Here is a 22,251-nt window from a genome sequence, read left to right as displayed (position 1 = left end):
GAAGACACTGGCCGTTGTTCTGCATGGTTTGCCTTCCTAAAGTGAAAGCATGCCAGAAAATCCCCGCGCGACCCATCGCTTTCTTCCCGATATAATCCTGATGATCATCGCAATCATGTGGGGCGGGAGCTACCTGGCAACCCAAGATCTCGCGATGGCCTCGTCTGCTGCCGCGGTGATGTGCGCCCGTTTCCTGCCCGCAGCGGCAATCTTGCTCTGCGTGAATCTCGCCCGCTCCAACATGCGGCTCCGGGACTCGACTTTGCCCGGAGTCCTGCTCGGGACCATGCGAGCGGCGACTATCGCTTTGGAAACCATTGGTGTCACGCTCACAAGTGCCACCAATGCCGGACTTATCATTGCCCTTTCCATTCTCTTCACCCCGTTGATCGAATCCGCACTCACGAGAAGACGGCTTTCCCCATCTCTGGTCTCCAGCGTTCTTCTTGCACTGGTCGGGATTACGCTGCTCGTGGGTGGGCAGGGGTTCTCCGGGGCCAATCTTGGCGATGGCCTGATGCTCCTTGCGGCGGTAACCCGGGCCCTGCTCGGAGTTGCCGAGGCACGGTTTACCATTGGCAGGAACGCTGATGTGCTGGGACTAACCACGGTCGAGATAGTGTTCGGAGCTGCGATCTTCGCCGCGTGGGGTGGCAATTCGTTGCTCGAGCATCTTCCGGGTTTCAGCATCGAAAATTGGCTCACCATCGCCTATCTGTGCCTGGGCTGCACCATCTTCGCTTTTCTTGGGCAGCTGTGGGCCACTAAGCACACCTCGGCGTCACGTGCGGGCATGCTTCTTGGCACAGAACCAGGATGGGCACTGCTGGCAGGAGTGCTCCTGGCCTCAGATCCGATAGGCGCACTCGGATATGCGGGCGCCGCTGTACTCCTGGGGGCCACGTGGTGGGGTGCACGTGCTGAACAACGCTGGCGCGGAAGCGGCCCAACGGCCAAGGAAGGCTTGGCACCGGTGGTTGGGCAAGCTGATGGCAACTGACACGGCAATGCGATATCCATCCTGTCCTGGGAGTTGCGAATGCTGTACATACGGGATGTACTCCTATTCGTATTCTGCGTTTGCGCGTGCAACCTGTAGCCGCCGTTACGGGGAAACCACGGCTCTCCTTGGACCTGCACCCGAGGCCGGACTGGATAATGGCGTAATGTCCCCACCTTTCGATCTTGCAAGTAGCCGGATTTCCCTGAAACCGTCCTGCGAACGTCACCTTGATGCTCGGGCTTGCTACCTAGGCATTAGAGCGAGCAGTCACTGCTGTGCACCGTCCTGCAGCGGCCTATGTTCCTGCTTCCATCGCGGCATTAGACTCGGCTCATGCCAATTGATAAAAGTGACCGCGGCGCGCTGCTGCGCGAATATCTCAACGAGGCCCGCGAAGCCATCTTGTGGAAATGCGAAGGGCTGAGCGATGCCCAAGCGCGAACGCCCATGACCTCGACAGGTACCCACGCCATGGGGCTGCTGCTCCACCTGGCCGTCACCGAATCCGGGTACTTCATCGAATGCCTGGGCCGCGAAATTCAGAATCCGGTTATCCGGAGCATCTCCGATTCCGATGACGCGCAAGCAGACTTCCTCCCGCCACCGGGGATGACTCTGAATGATGCAGTCACGTTCTACAAGGAAGCGATTGCCGCAGCCGATGGAGTGCTTGACGAGCTGGAGCTGGGTTCACCGGCTGTAGTGCCATGGTGGGGAAAGCATCGGCACACCACGGTGGAACGGCTCCTGGTGCATATGATCGCAGAGTCGCACCGGCATGCCGGGCACTTGGATATCGTCCGGGAGCAGCTGGACGGTTTCGTCGGTCTACGGCCATCGGCACCTAACCTGCCAGAGCTCACTGCCGACCAGTGGGAAGAACAACGCTTGCAGATGAAAAAGCTAGCCGAGAACGCCTAGTTCTACCGGCGTGCTGATTCTGTCGTCCGGCAGGCTTGCGGCGGAGATCCCCGAACCAGAACCCTGCTGGATATTTTGAAATAAGGGACCTGTGACTCCCCGGCACTTCAGTTCGTCGATTGAGCGGCTGCAATGGTGAGGAACCACGTGCAGCTCAAACCCAACATCGACCTAGCGCTAGCGGCAATGCCCGATGCTGAATGCATGGCTCCTGGCGCGAAACCGATGAGGGACGGACTGTGCTCCCGGCTAGGCCAGCCGGTGCTGTTGGTATTATCAAGCAATGCCGAGCGTGATAGAAAAAGCAGTTTGCTACGTTGTCCAAGACGATCACCTGCTGGTCTTCACGCATTTGCAGCACCCCATGCATGTCACCGGAGTCCAAGTGCCGGCTGGAACCCTCCAGCCGGGTGAAACCCCCGGTCGAGCGGCCGTACGTGAGCTCTTCGAGGAGACTGGAATAGAAGGCTTCGTTACACGAGACCTTGGAACGATGGCCTATGACTTACGGCCCATGAGAGTCGAAATTGCTAACCGGCACTACTTCGAACTCAGTGTTCCCCGGCAAGATCTTTCACGGCGTTGGATAGCCGGTGAACAAGATCCCTCGCATGGCGGCACACCCGAGTCCTGGGAATGCTGGTGGCTACCACTGGCACAGGCGCACGTCCTGGCAGCCGGGCTCGGTGCCATGCTCGGGAAACTCAGCGACCAGTTGAACCCTGTTCTCAGCTGAGCAGGAACGCCGCATCGTCATCGGTATGATCTATCCATGAACAGTTCCATGGACGAATCCGAGTCCCGCACGGTCCGAATGTTTCCGGACCATGCGGATACGGTTTTATGGTTTCCAGACCCGGTTCCCTATGACGCGGCAGGGCTGTCACCTGAACTGGCAGCCGATCTTATCGGATGGGAAGAGCTCTTCTATGAAGGCCTGGACCGCGACTATGAATGGAACTTAGCGGAGCTCGGTCGCGAGTTCTATGCCCAAGGTTTACTGCTGGCACAGCGCGTAGCCGATGAACTCGGCAACAAATTCATCATCGATTTGAGCGCTCAAGACGATGACTGCCCTGCGCGCAGCTTCCAGGCGAGCGGTACAGCTCAGAATCCGCAGGCTGCTGAAGCTTTCGAGGCTTTTGTCGTGGAAAACAACCAGTTCCAAGCGGACATTGCGGAAGTCCGGGAAAGGGCTCTGCGTGGGGAGCATCCTGGTTGGTACGCCTATGCGCCGCTGTCGCAAACGGTGTTTGATCCGCAAAATCCCGAGCGCAAGTAGCCCTCAGGCTGTCCCGAGCCAGCTTGAGCTGTACGGGTGGATCCTCGGCTGCAGCCCGAATGCGTGACGCGCATTGGGGTGCAGGCCGGGAATCTTCAGACGGTTGCGGCACGGCGACGGGCGACAGCGAAGAACACGAGGGTTGCCACCGAGCAGACCACGATTGCCACGATGCTGGCTTCGGGTCCAAAGGCTCCTCCGGACAGCCAGTCCGGCCCGCTGGTCACTGCGGTGACCAGCGACTCGCGGGCCTCGGATCCCGAGGTGACCGAGCCGAAAAGGCCGGTGGTCGCGAAGTTCCAGCCGAAGTGCACGCCGATCGCCAGCCATAGCGATCCGGTGGCGAGGTAGGCGGCGCCGAGCATGATTCCAGCTTCGATCATGATAGCGAAGGCACCCCACAGCGACGCGTCCGGATTCACCAGGTGGACGAGCCCGAAGAGGATTGACGAGACGCTCAGCGCCACCGTGGTACCCCAACGGCCACGCAGCAGGCGGAAGACCACACCGCGGAAGAACACTTCCTCCGACACCGCAACCGCGCACATCATTCCGGCGACGGCCAGCATGCCGGAAACGGAGCCCCAGCCGGTGATCGTGTACGCGCCGAAGAGGGCGAGGATGCCTACTGTAGCGCCGGACATCAGCACCCCGAGCCCCGTTCCGACCAGCACATGGCGGACGCCGTTGCGCCTCGGGAATTCTTCTACCTTGCGGCGTTCGACTCGTTGTCCCGCAATGCTGAACAGGCCGATCATCACCACGGCCAGGATGGGTCCGATGATCAAGGCTGCCACCGGATTGCGCGGCCACGCGGCCAGGGCATTGGCCATCAGCATTGCTATGGCCATTCCAGTGACCATCAGGGTTGTGGAGATCCAGGTTTTTTGCCTGAGGGAGGGGGAATTCTGCGTAGCTTCTGTCATTCTTGCTCCTTGTTCGCTACCCGATAGTGGGTGTGAACAAGACGCTACGGCGTTGGGGCGCGGGGCAAATCACCCGCGGGCAGGCACTTGGGATCCCCCGTTCGGGGGACCAGCGCGTCAGGACCAGTCGGCGAATCCCGTTTTGTGCGCGAGCACGACAGCTTGCACCCGGTCGCGCACCTGCAGCTTCGACAAGATGCGAGACACATAGGTTTTCACCGTTTCGGGACTGATCACCAGTTGCGCTGCAATCTCCGCGTTGGACAGGCCTTCGGCGATCAGCTGCAGCACTTCGCGTTCGCGCGCGGTTAGCGCCTCGAAGATGGCGGCGTCCTTTGCCGAGGGCCGCAGCCGGTCGCCGAAGCGGCCGATCAAGGAGCGGGTCAGCGCCGGGGCGATCAGCGAGTCACCGGCGGCAATGCTCCGGATGGCCGCGGCCAGCTCCGCGGGCCGGGCATCCTTGAGCAGGAAGCCGCTCGCGCCGGCGCGCAGTGCGTCATACACCAGGCCGTCCAGGGAAAAGGTCGTCACCACCAGGACTCGCGCCGCGTCGGAGGCCTGCGGCCCGGCAATTCTCCGGGTCGCTTCGATTCCGTCCAGCAGCGGCATGCGGATATCCATCACCACGACATCCGGGCGCTCGCGGCGGGTGACTCGTACCGCTTCCTCTCCATCCGCCGCCTCGCCGACAACCACGAGATCGGGTTGGGCGTTGATGATGGTGGAAAATCCGGCGCGCACAAGTTCGTGGTCATCGCAGATGACCACGCGGATTGGCATGTTCGTTGGAGTGGAGGTCATCGAGGGATCCTCGCTTTGACCACGAACTGCTCAGCGAGCTGTTCGACCTGCAATTGGCCACCGGCCAGTTCCACACGTTCTCGCATCCCGATGATCCCCCGGCCTCCAGAGTTCGATGCCGAGCCCTTGGCGCGGCGGCCAGAACTGGCCACCTCGACCATGATCTCATCCTCGCCGTAGCTGATGCCTACCGTTGCAGCGCCATCGAGCGCATGCTTCAGCGCGTTCGTCAGGCCTTCCTGGACTACCCGGACAACCACCAGTCCCGTAGCCCCGGTGAGCGGGTAGGGCTCGCCTTGCTCCGCGAATTCCACATTCTGGCCAGAAGCCCGTGCCCGAGCGATGACCTCGGCGGCCTGCTGCTCGGCGGGCACCCGCGGCTTTTCCGCTTTCCCGTCCAGTGCCCCGAGCAGGCTGCGCAAGTCCGCCAGCGTTTTCCGGCCCCCGTCGGCGATGGAAGCCAGCAGCTGCTGCGTCTTGGCATCGAGCTGCGGGTGGAACCCTCCGGCCTCGGCCTGCACCACCATCGCCGTGACATGGTGGGTGACCACATCATGCAGTTCGTGCGCGATGCGCGTCCGCTCGGCCAGGATGATCTCCCTTTCCAGCATTTCGGTGTGGCGCCGGCGCATCGCGGACTGCGCCCGAAGCCAGGAACCGAAGATCCACAGCGCCGCCAGCATCGCTCCGAAGGCGAAGGCGTCGGGTCCCGTGAGCGTGGGGTCAATCCGAATCAGGGCCGCGACAAGCAGGACGTAGCCGGCTAGGAGCAGCGATACGGTCAGCGTCCGGTGCCGTTGCGCCAGCGCGCCGGCGCCTATCAGGGCCACCAGCAGGCCGAGCGCCGCGAACGTGGTGGGGAACCCGAGCAATTGGTAAGCGGCAAACGACGAAAAGGCGAGGGCCAAAGACCAATGCGGCCAGCGGCGCAGTACCGCCACCGAGCCGCCCTGGAACACGATGAGCACTATGCCAAGCAGATTCAGCGGGTGATTGGGGGAGTCCGCCAGTTCAAGGCCCTGCCGTGCCACCCCGGAGACGAATGACAAGCCGATGAGCACCGCAGCGGATACGGCGTCCCAGCTGAATCCGGCCAGCGGCCAATGCACAGTCTTCACCCCAGAATCGTACACGCGGCCCCGGGTACTGTTACCGGCGAAAAGCTATCCAGCAACTCTCCGGGCCGGATCCCCAGCAGCGGATTAGCTTTTGATCTTGCCACCGCGCTTGCCGCGCGGTTGCGGCGGCGCGGCCACCGGGTCCCAGCCTCGGCGCACTGGGCGCGAACCAGCCCCGCGCGACTCATCGCGGGAACGGTAGACGATGTAAGGGCGGAAGAAGTACGGGATCGGCGCCGAGAACACATGGACCAGCCGGGTAAAGGGCCACAGCGCAAACAGCACACAGGCGGTAGCCACATGCAGCTGGAAGAAGACCGGAACTTCCAGCATCATTTCCGGCTTCGGCTGGAAGATGATCATGTTGCGCACCCAGGGGGAAATGGACTCGCGGTAGGAGAAACCCGGGCCGAAGACCTGGTACACCAACGTGGCCAAGGTGCCGAAGAGCAACGTTGCGCCCAGGAATACGTACATGACCTTGTCCATGGCCGTGGTGGCCAGGAAAACCGGGCCGACCGTGCGCCGGCGGTAGATCAGGATTGCCAGCCCGGCCAGCGTCAGGATCGCGGCGGCCGTCCCCATCCAGGTCGCCACGAGGTGGTAGATGTGCTCGGTGATGCCGATGGCATACAGCCATTCGCGCGGTATCAGCAGGCCCACCACATGCCCGGCGATCACCATCAGGATGCCGAAGTGGAACATCGGCGAACCCCAGCGCAGCAGGCGGTTCTCGTAAGTTTGGCTTGAACGGGTGGTCCAGCCGAACTTGTCGTAGCGGTAGCGCCAGATATGCCCGACGATGAAGATCACCGCGCAGGCATAGGGAAGCACTACCCACAGCAGAATCGTTGACGTACTCATGCGTTCCCCCTCGGGCTGAATGGCGGAAGATTGCCCAGGAAGGACAATCCGACCGTTTCGGTCGGCGGTCCCTCGCTGACCAGAGCCAACACGCGCTCCCGGGTTTCCAGGTCGACCGGGGGCAGCGAGAGCGTGATGCTGCGGATCAGCGGGGCCCAGGGGCTGCCCATGGATTCCAGCGCCGCGCGCAGCACCTCGATGCCCTCGATATGCGAGGACAGCAACGCCTCGGCGATCGGGTCATCGCAGCGCGCGGAGAATTCCAGCACCGCCGGAAGGTAGTCCGGCAGTTCATCGGCATTGAATTCCCAGCCGGTGGCCCGGTAGGCCTCCAGGAAGGTCACCAGGGCGGTACCTCGCTTGCGGGTGTCCCCGGTAGCGAAATAGCTCAGATAGAGGCTGCACTTGCGCTTCAGATCGAAGGTCTGTACGTACAAGCGCTGCACCTCGGTGGGGCCCAAGCCGCGCGCCTGGACGATGAACGAGCCGAGCGGCTGCGCGATCTGCACGGGAACTTCCGGCAGATGCGATTCGAGCGTATCGAGCCGGTCGAACCATGCCTGGTCCGGGTAATCGAGCAGCAAGGAAACGAGCATGTGGACCCGGGCGCGCGCATCGCGCTTCATGGACACCGGTTCGAGGGTGCCAGGCAGGCGGCGGCGCGGGGTCGCGCGGTTGAACAGCTGGGGAATCACTTTCCATCCTCCGGCGGGAACAGGCCATCCGGGGTGCCATTGCCGTCCCAGTTCAGCAGGTTGACCCGTCCCGCAGATGAAGGACGGTCCGCGGTCTGGCGGTTCTTCAGCGATTGGAAGTTCTCCACCGCGACCGGAACCGACTCGCCCGAGGAGGAACCGAAGGGCCCGGCGCCACCCATGCCGGGGCCTCCCTCGAAGTCCAGCGAGCAGCCCATTTCCTCCAGGTCGTGGGCCTGCTCGGCATGGGCTGGCGGAATGACGTAGCGTTCCTCGTACTTGGCGATGGCCAGCAAGCGGTACATCTCTTCCATTTGCCCGCCGCTCATTCCTACCGCGTTGGCGATCGACTCGTCGCGGGTATCGGCCAGCGACACCCCGCGCATGTAGGAGCGCATCGCCGCGAGCTTGCGCAGCGAGAGGTCCACCGGTGCGGTGTCGCCCGCGGAGAACAGCTCGGCCAGGTAGCCGATGGGGATGCGCAGCTTGTTGATGGCGGCAAAGAGGGTATCCGCATCCTCGCCGTCGTTGCCGGAATTGGAGACCACATCCACCACCGGGGATAGCGGCGGGATGTACCAGACCATGGGCATGGTGCGGTACTCCGGGTGCAGCGGCAAGGCGATCTGGTAATCGCGGATCAGCTTCCAGATGGGACTGGCCTGGGCGGCTTCGATCCAGTCTTCCGGGATGCCTTCGGCCCGAGCGGCATCGATCACCGCAGGATCGTGCGGATCGAGCAGCACACCGCGCTGGGCATCGAGCAGCTCGTGCTCGTCCTCGACGCTGGCCGCGGAAGCCACCGCATCGGCGTCGTAGAGCACCAGGCCCAGGTAGCGCAGCCGGCCCACGCAGGTTTCGGCGCAGACGGTTGGCTGGCCCACCTCGATGCGCGGGTAGCAGAAGGTGCACTTCTCGGCCTTGCCCGTGCGGTGGTTGAAGTACACCTTCTTGTATGGGCAGCCCGAGACGCACATGCGCCAGCCGCGGCAGGCGTCCTGGTCCACCAGCACGATGCCGTCCTCGGCGCGCTTGTACATCGCCCCGGATGGGCAGGAGGCCACGCAAGAGGGGTTCAGGCAATGCTCGCAGATGCGCGGCAGATAGAACATGAACGCCTTCTCGTACTCGGCCTTCACCTCTTCGCTCATCTTGGCCAGCAGCGGATCCTGGTCCATGGTCTCCAGCGAGCCGCCGAGGTTGTCGTCCCAGTTCGCCGACCATCCGATCTTCATGTCCTTGCCGGTGAGCAGCGACTTCGGTGTGGCCACCGGGGTGTGCTCGCCGGAAGGCGAGTTCAGCAGCATGTCGTAGTCGTAGGTCCACGGTTCGTAGTAGTCGTGGATCTCGGGCAGCTTCGGGTTGGAGAAGATGCGGCTGAGCTTCTTGAAGCGTCCGCCATCGCGCAGGGTCAGCCGGCCGCGCTTGTTCAGCGTCCAGCCCCCGCGCCATTTCTCCTGGTCCTCGTAGGTGCGCGGGTAGCCGACGCCGGGGCGGGTCTCGACATTATTGAACCACACGTATTCCACGCCGGTGCGGTTGGTCCATGCCTGCTTGCACGTGACCGAGCACGTGTGGCAGCCAATGCACTTATCCAGGTTCATCACCATGGACATCTGGGCCATGACCTTCATCGGTACTGCACCTCCTGGTTGCGGCGGCGGATCGTGGTGACCTCGTCGCGCTGGTTTCCGGTGGGGCCGAGGTAATTGAATGCCCAGGCAAGCTGGCCGTAGCCGCCAATCAAATGGCTGGGCTTCATCAGGATGCGCGTCAGCGAGTTGTGGATGCCGCCGCGCTTGCCGCTGGTCTCTGCCAGCGGCACGTCCACGGTGCGGTCCTTGGCGTGGTACATGAACACGGTGCCCTCTGGCATGCGGTGCGAGACGATGGCACGGGCCACCACCACGCCGTTGCGGTTGTAGGACTCGATCCACTCGTTATCGCGCACCCCGATCTTCGCCGCGTCCTGCGGCGACATCCAGATGGTCGGCCCGCCACGGGACAGGGAGAGCATGAACAGGTTGTCCTGGTACTCGGAGTGGATGGACCATTTGGAGTGCGGGGTCAGGTAGCGCACCGCTACTTCGGCATTGCCCGACTCGTGCATGCTGGTGGTGCCCAGCTTCGCGTCGTTGAACAACCGGTGCATGTCCAGCGGCGGACGGTAGATCGGCAGATTCTCGCCCAGCTCCGACATCCAGTCGTGGTCCAGGTAGAAGTGCATGCGCCCGGTCAGCGTGTGGAATGGCTTCAGATGCTCCACGTTGATGGCGAACGCGGTGTAGCGCCGGCCGCCGTGCTCGGAGCCGGACCACTCCGGGGAGGTGATCACGCTGCGCGGCTGGACCTGCACATCCTGGAACGAAATCCGCGAACCCTCATGCTCCTCGGAGAGGAAAGCCAGCTTCTGCCCGGTATGCTCCTCGAGCTGCCGGAACCCCGCGGTGGCCAGGCGCCCGTTGGAGGTGCCGGAGAAGGCGAGGATCAGCTCGCAGGCCTTCTTGTCGGTATCCAGTAGCACCGCGCCCTTGGCAGAGACGCCGTTGGCATGCTTGAGCACCTCGATCTCCGGACCCACTTGGTAATTGACGCCCTTGGTGACCATTCCCAGCTTCTGCGTCAGGGGACCTAAGGTGCTCCATTGCTCGTAGAGGTTCGGGTAGTCGCGTTCCACGACCTTCAGCTTGGGCATGGTGACCCCCGGCACCAACGGGGCGCCGTCGGCGACCCGGCCCTTGACGGTGGCCATGGCATCGGGAGTGTCATGCTGCAGCGGGGAAGCCACCAAATCCTTGCGCTTGCCCAGGTGCTTGGCGGCGTACTGGCCGAAGCGCTTGGCCATCTGGCCGAAGAGCTCGAAGTCGGTCTTGGTCTGCCACGGCGGGGCAATGGCCGGGTTGAAGGAGTGGATGAACGGATGCATGTCCGTGGAGGACAGGTCGTACTTCTCGTACCAGGTGGCCGCCGGGAAGACCAGGTCCGAGAACAAGGTGGTGCTGGTCATCCGGAAATCCGCGGTGGCCAGCAAATCCAGTTTTCCTTCCGGGGCCTCATCGTGCCAGGCCATGTCCACCGGGCGGTGCCCGTCGGCCGTTTCCGGGGCGCGCACCGACGCGTCGGTGCCCAGCAAGTGCTTGAGGAAGTACTCATTGCCCTTGCCGGAGGAGCCGAGGATGTTCGCCCGCCAGATCAGCGCCACACGGGGGAAATTCTGCGGGGAATCCGGGTCCTCGCAGGCATAGGACAGCGACTTGTCATTCAGCGAATCGACCACATGCTGCGCCGGGTCCTTGCCAACCGCCTCGGCCTCGTCCACCAGGTCCAGCGGGTTGCGGTTGAAGGTCGGATAGTCCGGCATCCAGCCGCGCTTGATCGAATCGACTAAGCAGTCCGCGGTGGTTCGCCCATCGAATTGGCCGCGAGCCAGCGGGGAAGCCAGTTGGTTGGCCGGCAGCCCGTCGTAGCGCCACTGGTCGGTGGCAAGATACCAGAAGGCGGTACCGATGGTGTGGCGCGGTGGGCGGTTCCAATCTCCGGCTGAGGCATATTGCTGGTAGCCGGTGAGCGGGCGGACCTTTTCCTGGCCGACGTAATGGGCCCATCCACCGCCGTTCACGCCCTGGCAGCCAGTCATCATGGTCAGCGCCAGGAAGGTGCGGTAGATGGTGTCCGAGTGGAACCAGTGGTTGGTGCCGGCACCCATCAGGATCATCGAACGCCCGCCGGATTTCTCTGCGGTATCGGCGAATTCGCGGGCAATGCGGATTGCCTGCTCTGGCGGCACCCCGGTGTGCTCCTCCTGCCAGGCGGGGGTGCCCGGGGTGGAGACGTCCAGGAAGTCCTCTGGCCACAGTCCGGGAAGGGACTCGCGGCCCACACCGTACTGGGCGAGCATCAAGTCGAAGACCGTGGTCAGCGTCTTGCCGGCACGCTGCACTACCGGGACGCCACGTTGCACTACGCCCGAGCCTCCGGCATGCTCCTGGCCCGGTTCCGCGGCCAGGTCGAAGCGCGGCAGGCTGATCTCTGCCGCTGCGCCATCCCAGCTTTCCAGGTCCATCACCGACAGGGCGGGGGTGATATCGCCCAGGTCCAGATTCCACTTGCCTTTGTCCTTCTCGGAGTAGCGGTGGCCCAGAGTGCCGCGCGGGACGCGGGCGGTGCCATCGAGATCCAGCAGGGCCGGCTTGAAGTCGGCGTTCTCCTCCTCGGATAACCCGAGGTCTGCCGCGGTGAGGAATTTGCCCGGAATCGGGATGCCGGTGGCCGCATCGATCTCGACCAGGAATGGGGAATCGGTGTAGGCGCGCATGTAGTCCTCGAAGGCCTTGGTGCGCTTATCTACATAGTGCTCCTTGAGGATCACATGCCCCATGGACAAGCCCAGGGCGGCATCAGTGCCGGGTTGCAAGGCTACCCATTCGTCGGCGAACTTGGTGTTGTCCGTGTAGTCCGGGGATACCGTGACCACCTTGGTGCCCTTGTAGCGCGCTTCGGCCATGAAGTGCGCATCCGGGGTGCGGGTAACCGGAACATTTGAGCCCCACATGATCAGGTATTGCGAATTCCACCAGTCAGCGGATTCCGGCACGTCGGTCTGGTCGCCGAAGACCTGCGGGCTGGCCACAGGAAGGTCGGCATACCAGTCATAGAAGGAGAGCATGGTGCCGCCGACCAGGTTCATGTACCTCGAACCTGCGCCGTGCGAGACCATGGACATGGCTGGGATGGGGGAGAAGCCTGCAATGCGGTCCGGTCCGTACTTCTTTACCGAGTAGACCTGGGCGGCACTGGCGATTTCCAATGCTTCATCCCAGGTGGTGCGGATCAGCCCGCCCTTGCCACGGGCCTTCTTGTAGCGCTTGGCTTTGGCGGGATCCTCGACAATCGATGCCCAGGCGTCTACCGGATCCGGGTGCTCTTTCTTCGCGCTGCGGTACAGCTCGGCGAGTACATCCCGGATGTAGGGGAAGCGCACGCGGGTGGGGGAGTAGGTGTACCAGCTGAACGCAGCGCCGCGCGGGCAACCGCGCGGCTCGTATTCGGGGGAGTCCGGGCCGACCGAGGGATAGTCGGTCTGCTGTGTCTCCCAGGTGATGATCCCGTCCTTGACGTAGACCTTCCATGAGCAGGAACCGGTGCAGTTCACCCCGTGGGTCGAGCGCACCACCTTGTCGTGCGACCATCGGTCGCGGTAGAAGACATCGCCCTTGCGCCCGCCGGATAGGAACATGGCGCGCAAGTCGTCACTGGTGTCACCGCGGCGCAGGAATTTTCCCATCGAAAGCAGTGAATCAGCAAGCGGTCCATCAGTGGCAGGCTGTGTGTGGTTTGGCCTATCGCTCATTGCTGGCTCTCTCTAACTGTGGCTAGTATTCCAAGCTTCGTCCTTTGGGGCGCGAGTTTCAAGAGTGTTATTCAAAATATTCCTTAATGTTTGCCCCTGTCATTCGACAAATAATAAATCTGAATAACACTTCCAATTCCTTGGTGGAGAGGAATAGACTACTGGCTTAAAAGGCTTGCCACCGTCAAGCGAACCGTGCCATCAGGGGGCCCAATGAGCGCAGGATCTGCCGCAAGCATCGCGGTGAATGAGCCCGATTTACGGGGAGGATTCCTCCAACTGATGTTGGCCACCTTTGCTAGCGCGGTGGGCTTCTGGGCATGGATGCTCATTTCACCGATCCAGCGTTTCTATGCCGAGGGGATGGACCTGAGCGAGGGGCAGGTGTCGCTGATGCTTGCAACACCGGTGCTCGTAGGCGCTATTGGACGCATTTTCACCGGCGCGCTGACCGACCGCTTTGGTGCCCGGAAAATGTTCACCGCAGTGCTGCTGGCAACGATTCCGGCGGTGCTGCTGGTGGCGCTCGCCGGCAGCCTGGGCAGTTTTGTGCTGCTGATTATCGCCGGAACCTACCTTGGCGTTGGCGGTTCAATCTTTGCCGTTGGCGTTCCGTTCGCCAGTGCATGGTATCCGGCCAATAAGCGTGGCTTCGCTAACGGCATCTTTGGCATGGGCATGATTGGTACCGCCATTTCGGCCTTCCAGACTCCGCGTCTGCTGCAAGACACCGGCTACTGGGGAACACACCTATTCCTGGCGGGGCTTCTGCTCGTCGTCGCGATCTTGGTGTGGCTCTTCATGCGCGAGTCCCCGGCATGGAAGCCGAGTAGTCAACCGTTGTTCCCGAAGGTCTTCGGCGCTTTGAAGCTGGCTATAACTTGGGAAATGTCCTTCCTCTACGGCATAGTCTTTGGCGGTTTTGTCGCTTTTTCGACCTTCTTGCCCAAATACCTGATGACCATCTATCCGGAAAATGTGGACCCGATTGGCGCGGGTACGCGTACCGCGTTGTTCGCAGTGGCAGCGGTAATTGCCCGTCCTATCGGGGGCGTCTTGGCCGATAAGTTCGGCGCGAAGATAATCGCCTTGATCTCGCTAGCCGGCATCGTTTCGCTCGCCTATATCGTTGGCCAGCAACCTGCTGAAGGCATCTTGACCGGTGTGACCTTCATCCTGATGGCTTCGGCCATGGGCCTAGGAATGGGTGCGGTCTTCGCCTGGATAGGCCCGTCGACACCCCCGGAAAAGGTTGGAGCGGTTTCCGGCGTCGTGGCGGCTGCTGGTGGCTTGGGAGGATACTTCCCGCCGCTGGCCATGGGTGCTACCTACCAGGCTGAATCCAACTCCTACGCTTTGGGCCTCTGGCTGCTTGTGCTCGTGGGAACTTTCGCTTTGGTGATTGCCGGCATGCTGCGCGGCACCAGGGCTCGTGATGGAATATAGATCGTGGAAGAACAAGCGGCGTTGTTTGATGAGCGCGGCCGGGAGATCGGGCAGGCGCCGCGCTCGCGCGTCAGAGCGGAAAATTTGCGTCACGGCGCTACCGGAATTTTGGTGTTCAACCCGGAAGGCGAGGTCTTTGTGCATCAGCGCACGATGACCAAAGACGTGTACCCCGGACTTCTCGACTTCGCCGCTGGCGGTGTGATTCAAGCAGGCGAAGATCCCGATGCATCGGCAAGACGCGAAGCCCAGGAAGAATTGGGCATCGATAGCGATCTCGTGCCCTTGGATCAATCGAACTATGCAGATGCGCATACCCGATACCGGGCCTTTCGGTATTGGACGATTGCCTGCGGAGAGCTCAGCCTGCAAGCTGACGAAGTCGCTAGCGGACGATGGATGGAGCAAAGTGAGTTGCTGGCAGATATCGAGCGCAATCGGGGTAGCTATATGCCGGATACCGTTGAGCTCTTTTTCCATTGGCTCAAGGGGTTGAGTGGAAAGTTGCCACCCGCTAAATAAATCTTTTATCTGCGAGCTGTATCAAATAGGATTTAGTTATGAAGACTCTATTCGTTGTTTCTGCCATTCTTTTTGCTGCGTGTTCGGTACTTTCCTTTAGCGGGAATCCGATGGTTGGCATCTTTGCGGCCGTGGCCAGCTTGTCATCTCTGGCAGGTTTCTTCGTGGCTCGAAGCCGCGAGGCGAAAGCCTAGCCAACAAGCCGCGCGTCGATGAAGCCCTGGCGTTCGCGGTAAACTCGTGAACTATGGCTATCGGCGCGACTATGCACACCTTTGAAATTCAACTTGCTGATGTGGATCGCGGGGTTTACGAGGATCTTTCGCTGCGGGTTGCACAGCATCCTTCCGAAACCGATGCCTACATGGTCACCCGTGTACTGGCCTACTGCCTCGAACATGAAGAAGGCATTGCTTTCTCGGCCGGAGGCGTTTCTACAGGGGAAGAGCCAGCCATTTTGGTAAAGGACCTGACCGGACTCATTACCGCGTGGATTGAAGTGGGCGCTCCTGATGCCCAGCGCCTGCATTTGGGCAGCAAGCGGGCAGACCGCACCGCCGTCTACACGCACCGCGATCCTGCCAAGCTTCTGGCTTCTTGGCGTGGCAAGACGATCCACCAGTCGCAGGAGATCATGGTGCGCTCCTTCGACCCCAAATTCATTGATGCAGCGGCCCAAGCATTGACCCGCCGCAATACCATGTCCGTCTCGGTGACTGAGGGGCAAATCTACCTTGAATTGAACGGGACGAATCTGGAAACCCAATTCAGCACGCATGAGATTGAGTAGAAAAGCTTAATCTCTGATTCAGCTCAGTGTGGGGTCGCTGTCATCAGCGCGCGGAAACATGGCCGGTGTACACCCATGACACCAACGGAAGTGCTCCATGAAACTGCGCAATATCACCCTTGGCACGGCAACCCTGGCTTTGGCCGTCACCCTGGCCGCTCCTGCCGGAGCTGCTCAGATTGAACCGACTGGATCTGATCCACTGATTATCGGCCACCGCGGAGCCGCAGGTGTGGCACCGGAGAACACCTTGGCGGCCATCAAGGCAGGCAGCCAGTCCGGCGCCGAATTCATCGAGATCGATGTGCAGCTGTCCAAGGACGGGGTACCGTTCATCTTCCATGACGGAACGCCCTCCCGCACCACGAACGTGGCAGAGGTTTTCCCTGACCGCGTCAATGACCCCATCACGTCATTTACCTGGGAAGAACTGCAGCAGCTCGATGCGGGTTCCTACTTCTCAGACGAGTTCGAGGGAACCAAGATTCCCCATTTCGATGAGGTTCCAGGTGCACTGACCGGTGGAACGGGTGTCTTCATCGAAATCAAGGATCCAGCCAAGTCCCCTGGCGTAGAGAAGCTGGTAGCCGACGCGCTGGCTGAGGATCCTGAATGGAAGGCACTCGCAGAGGCGAACAAGATCGAGGTCCTCAGCTTCGACGCAGCATCCAACCAGATCTTTGCCCAGCTGGCGCCGGAAGTACCACTGCAGCAGCTGACCGGAACCGTGCCTTCTGCCGCCGAACTGGCAATCTACGCGACCTACGCGGATTCTTTCGGCACTAGCTACCGCACCCTTGATGCCGCCGGTGCACAGCGCGTGAAGGACGCAGGCTTGGGCCTGGGCGTCTACACTGTCAACGCCGTCGAAGCAGCCGATGCTGCACTGGCCCTGGGTGTCGAGCGAATCACCGGCGACTTCCCAGCGCAGGTGAACCGCCACGTCGCTGGCCAGAAAGATTTCCCTGCCAACAATGGCGTGGTGATTGCCAACGCGATCAATGATGTGCCGGGAGATGACATCGCCCCAGAAAATGGCGAGCACGTGATCCTGGAGAACACCGGAAAGCGCACCATCGATGTCAGCGGCTACATCATTCGCGATGCCGCTAACAACATCCTGGAAATTGGCGAAGGATATGAGCTGGAGCCAGGGGAGAAGCTGCGCGTGTACTCGGGTCCGGGTACCAACAGCGATGAAGCCTACTACGTGGACGGACCAGGAATCTTGAACAACGGTGGCGACTCGCTGGCGTTGTGGGATGCCAAGGGCAAGCTCACCGATACCTTCGCGAACTAGTTCTAGGCAAAGCAAAACCCCGGTAATCATTGATTACCGGGGTTTTTCTGGCGGTGACGGTGGGATTTGAACCCACGGTACGGGGTTACCGTACACAACATTTCGAGTGTTGCACCTTCGGCCGCTCGGACACGTCACCAGACCTGATAACTCTATAACGAACATCAGGTGAAAACAAAAACGAGAGCGCTGTTTTTGGCCCGAAGTGTTCCGAAACACATCAACGTCGGCTTCTAGCCGCGCTTGCTCCGGAAGAATTCACGCAGCAGGTCACCGCATTCTTCTTCCTTGACCCGCGAGTACACCTCGACCCAATGGTTCAAGCGCGGTTCACGGACGATATCGAAGACCGAGCCGCACGCGCCGGCCTTCTCGTCCCAGGCTCCGAAGACCAATTTGGGAATGCGTGAAAGGACTATTGCCCCGGCGCACATGGCACAGGGCTCAAGGGTCACCACCAGCGTGCAGTCGGATAGGCGCCAGCCATCATCTTGTCCCTTGGCTGCCAAGGCCTTGACCGCATTGCGGATGGCGACCACCTCGGCATGCGCCGTGGGGTCCTTGATTGCCTCGCGCTCGTTGCGTCCGGTGGCCAGGACTTCTCCTTCGGGGGAGAGGATGACGGCGCCGATGGGAACGTCATCGGTGGCCAGCGCTTTGCGCGCTTCAGCCAAGGCGAGGTCCATCCAAGCATCAAATTCGTGCACCATAGTGCCTTTCACTTTACGTGTATTGGGACGGTTGCCGGGCGTCCGGAGTGTGGTGCACTGCGCACTGCACTGAAGTTTGCTGTTTCCTTGGGCACACCAAAGTGCTTTAACGGCGGGAAATCGGGGATATCTCTCGATTTGCCTGAGGCGGTGCTGATAGATTTCTACTTATGCGCGTACAGGTAGTCGACCACCCACTGGTGGCACACAAGGTTTCGGTTCTTCGTGATAAGAACACCCCATCCTCGATTTTCCGCCAGCTGACCGACGAACTGGTCACCCTGCTGGCATATGAGGCCACCCGCGAGGTGAAAACCGAAAACGTTGAGGTGCAGACCCCGGTCGCCGCCACCACCGGTACCTCCATTGCCAAGCCAACCCCGCTGGTTGTCCCCATCCTGCGCGCAGGCCTGGGCATGCTCGAAGGCATGACCCGCCTGGTTCCGACCGCTGAGGTTGGCTTCCTGGGCATGGCCCGCAACGAGGAAACCCTGGACATCATCACCTACGCTGACCGCGTGCCAAATGACTTGGCCGGCCGCCAGGTCTTCGTGCTGGATCCGATGCTGGCCACCGGCGGCACCCTGGCCGAGGCCATCAAGTTCATCTTCGAGCGCGGCGCAGAATCCGTCACCTGCATCTGCCTGATCGCTGCTCCTGAGGGCATCGAGCGACTGAAGGAAATCCACGGTGGCGATAATCGCGTGCACATCGTGCTGGCGGCGATGGACGAGAAGCTGGACGAGAAGTCCTACATCATCCCAGGCCTGGGCGATGCCGGTGACCGCCTTTATGGCGTGACCCCACCTATTGCCTAGCACTAGCTAAGCGATGTGCCCGAAGGCTGCGGTGACTACACCGCAGCCTTCGGTGTTTCTTCATCAGTTTCGGGCACGCTCAGCGGCAGTCGGACCTCGAAGACGGTATCTCCTGGCTGGGAGGTCACGGAGATGGTGCCACCGTGGGCCTCGACGATGCTCTTGGCGATCGGCAGGCCCAACCCGGTAGTGCCATCGGAGCCCGAACGCGCCTTGTCGGCGCGGGTGAAACGTTCAAAGACCCGGGGCAGGAATTCTGGCGCAATGCCTTCACCGGTGTCGTGCACCCGGACAAGGGCTTCATCGCTGTCTTCATCGCGGTCCACCGATACCGTGACGGTGTTCCCGGCGGTGGTGTGCTTGCGTGCGTTGGCCAAGAGGTTGGTAATCACCCGGCGCAGCGAAGCCGAATCACCGTGGACGAAGGTCTGCGGCGCCTGGCAGTCGAACTCCCAATGGTGGTCGCTCGCGGTTAGCTTGAAGTCTTCAGTGATATCCGCTGTCAGGGAGCACAGATCGATTTTGCTGCGCTTGAACGCATTTTCCTCATCCAGGCGAGCCAGGAGCAACAGATTTTCCACCAGTGAGCTCATTCGGCTGCTTTGCTGCAGAACCCGGTCCACCGAGCGCTGCCCGTCAGGGGAGAAATGCTCGGTGGCGGAGAGCAACTCGGTGTAGCCACGGATCGCCGAGAGCGGAGTGCGCAGCTCATGCGAAGCGTCGGCGACAAACTGGCGCATCTGGGCTTGGGACTTCTCGCGGGCGGTAAGTGCGGTGGAGACGTTGCTGATCATCGCGTTCAACGCATTGCCGACATTGCCCACCTCGGTACCGGGGATTGCATCTTGCGCCGGTACGCGCTGGGTCAGGTCCACCTTGCCCGAATCAAGTTCCTCGGCGGCAACCGAAGCAGCCACGGTGGCCACGCGCTTGAGCGAGGCAAGCGAGCGGGAGATCAGCCACGAGCCGGCCAGGCCCGCACCGGCGATCAGGATCAAGGCAATGAACAGCGTCAGCCAGGCCATGCCGCGCAACGCCAGATCGGTGCTGTGCAAGGGCAATCCGACAATCAGGATGCCGTTGGAGCCCGAGTCCTTGACTGCGACGAGGTAGTAGTCGCCCACTGTCAGGTGGGCACGTACCGGCTTGAACTGCCCGCCGGCACGCAGCGTGCTCAGCTCCAGATCCACCATCGGGATGGCATCTTCCTGGCTCAGCTGCTTCAGCACGCCGGTGCGTTCATCCAGCACGCCGCCGTTGAAGACGTATTTGTCGACGAATCGTGCGGTCAGCGTGCCGGCGGACTGGCCGGGGGCATCAAGCCGGGAGTTCACCGCTGGTGCGCCCTGTGAATAATTCAGCGCGCGTTCGGTGGTGAGCCGCAGCTGGCTGTTGAGCTGGTCCATCAAGGTCTGGCGCATGCCCGCGTTATAGAGCAGGCCGAGCAAGACAGATACTGCGGTGACCGAGGTCAGCAGGATGAGCAGCAGTTTGCGCTGCAGCGCGTGCGGCGAGCTCACCCTGGTATTCGGGGAAAAGAAACTCATGCAGCCGGCTTCAGCACGTAGCCGACGCCACGCACGGTATGGATCATCGGCTCTGCGTCAATGTCAATCTTCTTGCGCAGGTACGAGATGTACAGTTCGACAATGTTTGCCTGGCCGTCGAAATCGTAGTGCCAGACGTTGTCCAGGATCTGCGACTTGGACACCACGCGGCGGGCGTTGTTCATCAGGTAGCTGAGCAGGTCGAATTCGGTGGCGGTCAGCGAAATTTCGCGGCCTGCACGGGATACATCGTGCGAGTCCATGTTCAGCACCAGGTCGCCGACCACCAATTCAGCGGAATCTGCGGTGGCCGCGCCGGAACGTTCCACGAGTCGGTGCAGCCGGATCAGGACCTCTTCGAGGCTGAAAGGCTTGGCGACGTAGTCGTCTGCCCCGGCCCCCAGACCCTCGATACGGTCTTCAACCGCGTCCTTGGCGGTGAGGAAAAGGACTGGGATTTCAGGGAAATGGGTGCGTACCTTGCGCAGCACCTCGGGGCCGTCGAACCCTGGCAGCATCCAGTCCAGAACCAGTACGTCAGGGGCCAGGGCGCGTGCGGTGGCTACTGCTTCTGGCCCGTCGTGGGCCATCGTGGCTTCCCAGCCGAGCATGCGGGTTCCCATGGCGACCAATTCCGCCAATGAAGGTTCATCATCGACCACGAGAACTTTGATTGCCGTGCCATCAGGGTGCGTCAGCCGAGGCAATTGCGAAGGTGAAAATCGAGATTCATTCATGTTTATCAGCTTGTCCTATTGCCATGGGCCGAGAATATGTTTTTCCTGTGTGCCAGCTATGACTATAAGTCGATTTTATGCGGGGAAAACCCGAACCGATAGTGGTTAATTTGGTCAACCCCTAAGAACGACGAATGATTGAAGCGTGGACGGACCATAGTGGTGAATGAATATTCAGGACAATGAATGGACCGGACATAATGACGAAGTTCTATTGATACGTTGAGCATATTGTTTAGTTAAGCGCTTAGGTAGCCCAGAATTGTCTAAAGTGGCGTGCGTCACGTTTGGAAACATTCGTCTCACTATGTGGACGCAGGTGTTCATTGTTACTTGCAAGTTGCCAATGTTACGAGGAAACTAGAGGTGTGAGTACGGCGCAGAACGGTAAAAGCACCTCGGATTCCAACTTCGAGTTGCCCAAGATCGTTCTCAACGAATGCTCGGCGTCCATGGCTCCCAAGCCGAATTATGAGTGATTTGTAATCCGAATTTGGGAGTTGTTGACGGGAAACCCAACTGCTGAACGTGGACGAAGGCCGCGAACAGCGCAAGCAAAACCCGAAGCATGAGCGCCAAACCACTTGGCCTTCGCACTAAAAGAGGAAAAGATTATGTCGGCTGGTTCCGGATACGTCCACGTTTCAATTCGCAATGCGCAGAACCGCGCAGCAGCTGCGCAGCGTGCAGCTTCTGGCAGCTATGCACCAGCGGGCTACCGCCCACTGCGCGCAGTTTCCAATGTGCATGAAACTCGTGATGCATCGCATCAGCCGACTAGCACTCCAGTGCAGCCAACCAGCCAGCCAAGCGCCGACACCTCCGCACGTGGCTTCGTGCTCTACGTGGGCCTGGATGAAACTGCCGCCCAGGCGCAGGGTACCTCGCTGGGCAAGCTTGCCACCCAGGTACGCGCCTTCCTGGCTACCTTGTCGCCGCAAGCGCAGACCCACGCCGCCGTAGCATTGGCTCCAACCAGCGCGCAGGGCGAGCCAATCGATGTTGTTCGCCAGGCTTTGGGCGATCCGACGATTTCCCGCCGGCCACGCGCTGAAGCTCGCCCATCCACCCCGCGCCCATCGGGCGTGCTGATCGACCTCTCGCGCCGCGAAGTCTACCTGGATGGCGAAACCCTGAACTTGACCTTCAAGGAATTCGAGCTGCTGAACTTCCTCGTGGAAAACGGCACCCGCACCGTAGGCCGCGAAGAGCTGCTGGAAAACCTGTGGCGCAATGCCGAAGAAGTCCCTAACGAGCGCACCATCGACGTGCATATCCGTCGCCTGCGTTCCAAGCTGGGACGCCTGGCCAATACCGTGCGCACCGTACGCGGCCAGGGCTACCGCTTCTACGAGCACCCGGAAGTTGTTGTCTGGGCAGCTCCGGAATACTCCATCTAGCAATTGCTGCCAGCAGTGGCG

General features: G+C 61.2%; 21 protein-coding genes and 1 tRNA gene. 11 read left to right on the top strand and 11 right to left on the bottom strand.

What is annotated here, in order from left to right; all coding sequences use genetic code 11:
* Nucleotides 1-100: 100 nt before the first annotated feature.
* The 4 genes from ACRDT3_RS04680 (at nucleotide 101) to ACRDT3_RS04665 (ending at nucleotide 3,206) form a co-directional block, all read left to right on the top strand.
* Entirely contained in the window at nucleotides 101-1,000 is a 900-nt protein-coding gene (locus ACRDT3_RS04680) for a DMT family transporter (protein ID WP_431491871.1), read from the top strand.
* Between the two features lie 336 nt (nucleotides 1,001-1,336).
* Nucleotides 1,337-1,924 carry a DinB family protein gene (locus ACRDT3_RS04675; protein ID WP_431491870.1) on the top strand — a complete coding sequence of 196 codons (588 nt, stop codon included), beginning with the start codon at nucleotides 1,337-1,339 and terminating at the stop codon, nucleotides 1,922-1,924.
* Nucleotides 1,925-2,207: 283 nt separating this feature from the next.
* Nucleotides 2,208-2,660, top strand: coding sequence for an NUDIX domain-containing protein (locus ACRDT3_RS04670; protein WP_431491869.1), 453 nt, complete (start codon nucleotides 2,208-2,210; stop codon nucleotides 2,658-2,660).
* A gap of 36 nt (nucleotides 2,661-2,696) precedes the next feature.
* Nucleotides 2,697-3,206, top strand: coding sequence for a hypothetical protein (locus tag ACRDT3_RS04665; protein WP_431491868.1), 510 nt, complete (start codon nucleotides 2,697-2,699; stop codon nucleotides 3,204-3,206).
* Between the two features lie 95 nt (nucleotides 3,207-3,301).
* On the opposite strand, the gene ACRDT3_RS04660 is transcribed toward ACRDT3_RS04665, so the two are convergent.
* The 7 genes from ACRDT3_RS04660 to ACRDT3_RS04630 all read right to left on the bottom strand — a co-directional run bounded on the left by ACRDT3_RS04660 (nucleotide 3,302) and on the right by ACRDT3_RS04630 (nucleotide 12,960).
* Entirely contained in the window at nucleotides 3,302-4,132 is an 831-nt protein-coding gene (locus ACRDT3_RS04660; protein WP_431491867.1) for a CPBP family intramembrane glutamic endopeptidase, read from the bottom strand.
* A gap of 117 nt (nucleotides 4,133-4,249) precedes the next feature.
* The gene (locus ACRDT3_RS04655; RefSeq protein WP_431491866.1) at nucleotides 4,250-4,933 is read right to left on the bottom strand and encodes a response regulator; all 684 of its coding nucleotides are present in this window, start codon (nucleotides 4,931-4,933) and stop codon (nucleotides 4,250-4,252) included.
* Complete coding sequence (locus ACRDT3_RS04650) at nucleotides 4,930-6,051, bottom strand: sensor histidine kinase (RefSeq protein WP_431491865.1); 1,122 nt, start codon at nucleotides 6,049-6,051, stop codon at nucleotides 4,930-4,932. Before ACRDT3_RS04650 ends, ACRDT3_RS04655 begins: the two co-directional genes overlap by 4 nt.
* A gap of 84 nt (nucleotides 6,052-6,135) precedes the next feature.
* A complete protein-coding gene (gene narI / locus ACRDT3_RS04645) occupies nucleotides 6,136-6,915 on the bottom strand; it encodes a respiratory nitrate reductase subunit gamma (RefSeq protein WP_431491864.1) in 780 nt (259 codons plus the stop codon).
* Nucleotides 6,912-7,610, bottom strand: a complete 699-nt coding sequence (gene narJ, locus ACRDT3_RS04640) for a nitrate reductase molybdenum cofactor assembly chaperone (RefSeq protein WP_431491863.1) — start codon at nucleotides 7,608-7,610, stop codon at nucleotides 6,912-6,914. The genes narI and narJ overlap by 4 nt, the downstream gene beginning before the upstream one ends.
* Nucleotides 7,607-9,244, bottom strand: coding sequence for a nitrate reductase subunit beta (gene narH / locus ACRDT3_RS04635; RefSeq protein ID WP_431491862.1), 1,638 nt, complete (start codon nucleotides 9,242-9,244; stop codon nucleotides 7,607-7,609). The genes narJ and narH overlap by 4 nt, the downstream gene beginning before the upstream one ends.
* Nucleotides 9,241-12,960: a nitrate reductase subunit alpha gene (locus ACRDT3_RS04630; protein ID WP_431491861.1), complete on the bottom strand. Its 3,720-nt coding sequence runs from the start codon at nucleotides 12,958-12,960 to the stop codon at nucleotides 9,241-9,243. Before ACRDT3_RS04630 ends, narH begins: the two co-directional genes overlap by 4 nt.
* Before the next feature lie 213 nt (nucleotides 12,961-13,173).
* Between ACRDT3_RS04630 and ACRDT3_RS04625 the strand changes: the two genes are divergently transcribed.
* The 5 genes from ACRDT3_RS04625 to ACRDT3_RS04605 all read left to right on the top strand — a co-directional run bounded on the left by ACRDT3_RS04625 (nucleotide 13,174) and on the right by ACRDT3_RS04605 (nucleotide 17,018).
* Nucleotides 13,174-14,406, top strand: a complete 1,233-nt coding sequence (locus ACRDT3_RS04625; RefSeq protein WP_431491860.1) for an MFS transporter — start codon at nucleotides 13,174-13,176, stop codon at nucleotides 14,404-14,406.
* 3 nt (nucleotides 14,407-14,409) lie between these two features.
* Nucleotides 14,410-14,928, top strand: a complete 519-nt coding sequence (locus tag ACRDT3_RS04620) for an NUDIX domain-containing protein (protein WP_431491859.1) — start codon at nucleotides 14,410-14,412, stop codon at nucleotides 14,926-14,928.
* Nucleotides 14,929-14,966: 38 nt separating this feature from the next.
* Nucleotides 14,967-15,122, top strand: coding sequence for a hypothetical protein (locus tag ACRDT3_RS04615; RefSeq protein ID WP_431491858.1), 156 nt, complete (start codon nucleotides 14,967-14,969; stop codon nucleotides 15,120-15,122).
* A 53-nt stretch (nucleotides 15,123-15,175) separates the two neighbouring features.
* Nucleotides 15,176-15,718, top strand: a complete 543-nt coding sequence (locus ACRDT3_RS04610) for a YaeQ family protein (protein ID WP_431491857.1) — start codon at nucleotides 15,176-15,178, stop codon at nucleotides 15,716-15,718.
* A 97-nt stretch (nucleotides 15,719-15,815) separates the two neighbouring features.
* On the top strand, nucleotides 15,816-17,018 hold the full coding sequence (locus ACRDT3_RS04605) for a glycerophosphodiester phosphodiesterase family protein (protein ID WP_431491856.1): 1,203 nt from the start codon (nucleotides 15,816-15,818) through the stop codon (nucleotides 17,016-17,018).
* Between the two features lie 48 nt (nucleotides 17,019-17,066).
* On the opposite strand, the gene ACRDT3_RS04600 is transcribed toward ACRDT3_RS04605, so the two are convergent.
* Together ACRDT3_RS04600 and tadA are read right to left on the bottom strand one after the other, a co-directional pair.
* Nucleotides 17,067-17,157, bottom strand: a tRNA-Ser gene (locus ACRDT3_RS04600).
* Between the two features lie 94 nt (nucleotides 17,158-17,251).
* Entirely contained in the window at nucleotides 17,252-17,728 is a 477-nt protein-coding gene (gene tadA, locus ACRDT3_RS04595; protein WP_431491855.1) for a tRNA adenosine(34) deaminase TadA, read from the bottom strand.
* A gap of 170 nt (nucleotides 17,729-17,898) precedes the next feature.
* On the opposite strand from tadA, the gene upp reads away from it, so the two are divergent.
* Nucleotides 17,899-18,546, top strand: coding sequence for a uracil phosphoribosyltransferase (upp, locus tag ACRDT3_RS04590; RefSeq protein WP_431491854.1), 648 nt, complete (start codon nucleotides 17,899-17,901; stop codon nucleotides 18,544-18,546).
* Nucleotides 18,547-18,581: 35 nt separating this feature from the next.
* Here upp and ACRDT3_RS04585 read toward each other — a convergent pair whose 3' ends face one another.
* Together ACRDT3_RS04585 and ACRDT3_RS04580 are read right to left on the bottom strand one after the other, a co-directional pair.
* Nucleotides 18,582-20,093 carry a sensor histidine kinase gene (locus tag ACRDT3_RS04585; protein ID WP_431491853.1) on the bottom strand — a complete coding sequence of 504 codons (1,512 nt, stop codon included), beginning with the start codon at nucleotides 20,091-20,093 and terminating at the stop codon, nucleotides 18,582-18,584.
* The gene (locus ACRDT3_RS04580) at nucleotides 20,090-20,830 is read right to left on the bottom strand and encodes a response regulator transcription factor (RefSeq protein ID WP_431491852.1); all 741 of its coding nucleotides are present in this window, start codon (nucleotides 20,828-20,830) and stop codon (nucleotides 20,090-20,092) included. The genes ACRDT3_RS04585 and ACRDT3_RS04580 overlap by 4 nt, the downstream gene beginning before the upstream one ends.
* A 614-nt stretch (nucleotides 20,831-21,444) precedes the next feature.
* Here ACRDT3_RS04580 and ACRDT3_RS04575 point away from each other — a divergent pair.
* Entirely contained in the window at nucleotides 21,445-22,230 is a 786-nt protein-coding gene (locus ACRDT3_RS04575; protein WP_431491851.1) for a winged helix-turn-helix domain-containing protein, read from the top strand.
* The last annotated feature ends 21 nt before the right edge of the window (nucleotides 22,231-22,251 follow it).

Origin of the sequence: Glutamicibacter sp. (genome assembly GCF_050701915.1) — a bacterium.
Taxonomy (GTDB): domain Bacteria; phylum Actinomycetota; class Actinomycetes; order Actinomycetales; family Micrococcaceae; genus Glutamicibacter.
The sequence above is the reverse complement of the archived record's forward strand: the minus strand, read 5'-3'. Positions and strand labels throughout refer to the sequence as shown.